This window comes from Streptomyces sp. NPDC047525, assembly GCF_040643025.1.
Classification (GTDB): domain Bacteria; phylum Actinomycetota; class Actinomycetes; order Streptomycetales; family Streptomycetaceae; genus Streptomyces; species Streptomyces durmitorensis.
The window spans coordinates 1-1,313 of sequence record NZ_JBEYTL010000017.1 but is presented as its reverse complement, the minus strand read 5'-3'; the positions used below and the strand labels follow the sequence as shown (position 1 = coordinate 1,313).

The window sequence follows — 1,313 nt, the reverse complement described above, 5'->3', positions numbered from 1 at the left end:
GTTGCGCCGCGGGGTGATCGGGTGGGTGGGCGGGAAGGATCCGCCGCGGAGCGGCGGGCTTGAAGGTGAGGCGGGCTGCAGACGAGGGCGAGTGGCCCGGGGGACAAAGCAGGGCCCCGCACCGGAAGTCGGTGCGGGGCCCTGCTGGGTGCGTGGGACGGCGGGGCTAGCCCTGCCAGCTGTGCGGGGCGCGGAAGCCCGGGCTGCGCTCCAGGCGGCGCCAGCCGGCCTTGTCGCGGCCACGGCGGGGCGCGGGCGCCTGCGCGGTGGCAGCGGCGCTACGGGCGAGCAGGATCGCCGTGATGGCGGCGACCTCCTCGGGCTCGGCGTGGCCCTTCTCGACGCGGATGTCAGGCGTAGTCATGTGCAGCGTTCTCCTTGTGGGCTACTGCAGGATTACTGCGGGGGGTTGCCGTGCTTGCGCGACGGCAGGTCAGCATGCTTGTTGCGGAGCATCGCGAGGGAGCTGATCAGCACCTCACGCGTGGCGGCGGGGTCGATCACGTCGTCGACCAGGCCTCGCTCGGCGGCGTAGTAGGGGTGCATCAGCTCGGCCTTGTACTCCTTGACCATCTTCTGCCGCATGGCCTCGGGGTCCTCGGCGGCCGCGATCTGACGGCGGAAGATGACGTTGGCGGCACCTTCGGCGCCCATCACCGCGATCTCGTTGGTCGGCCACGCGTAGGTCAGGTCGGCGCCGATCGACTGGGAGTCCATGACGATGTACGCGCCGCCGTACGCCTTGCGCAGGATCAGCGAGATCCGCGGCACGGTGGCGTTGCAGTACGCGTACAGGAGCTTCGCGCCGTGCCGGATGATCCCGCCGTGCTCCTGGTCCACGCCCGGCAGGAAGCCCGGAACGTCGAGCAGCGTCACGATCGGGATATTGAAAGCGTCGCACATCTGGACGAAGCGGGCCGCCTTCTCGGAGGCCTCGATGTCCAGGACCCCGGCCAGGGACTGCGGCTGGTTGGCGACGATGCCGACCACCTTGCCGTCGAGGCGGGCCAGGGCGCAGATGATGTTGCGGGCCCAGCGCTCGTGGACCTCCAGGAAGTCGCCGTCGTCGACGAGCTCCTCGATGACCTTGGCCATGTCGTACGGACGGTTGCCGTCCGCCGGGACCAGGTCGAGCAGGACGTCCGAGCGGCGGTCCGCCGGGTCGTCCGACTCGTGGGTGGGCGGGTTCTCGCGGTTGTTCGAGGGGAGCATCGCGATGAGGTAGCGGACCTCGGCGAGGCAGGTCTCCTCGTCGTCGTACGCGAAGTGACACACGCCCGACGTCTCGGCGTGCACGTCCGCGCCGCCCAGGC

The 1,313-nt window shown here is 70.4% G+C and carries 2 protein-coding genes; both read right to left on the bottom strand.

The window, feature by feature from the left end; all coding sequences use genetic code 11:
• Positions 1-166 precede the first annotated feature (166 nt).
• Positions 167-364, bottom strand: a complete 198-nt coding sequence (locus ABZ833_RS35500) for an acyl-CoA carboxylase subunit epsilon (protein ID WP_249587538.1) — start codon at positions 362-364, stop codon at positions 167-169.
• Positions 365-396: 32 nt separating this feature from the next.
• The coding region (locus tag ABZ833_RS35495; RefSeq protein WP_361055800.1) for a carboxyl transferase domain-containing protein at positions 397-1,313 on the bottom strand (917 nt) is incomplete at its 5' end.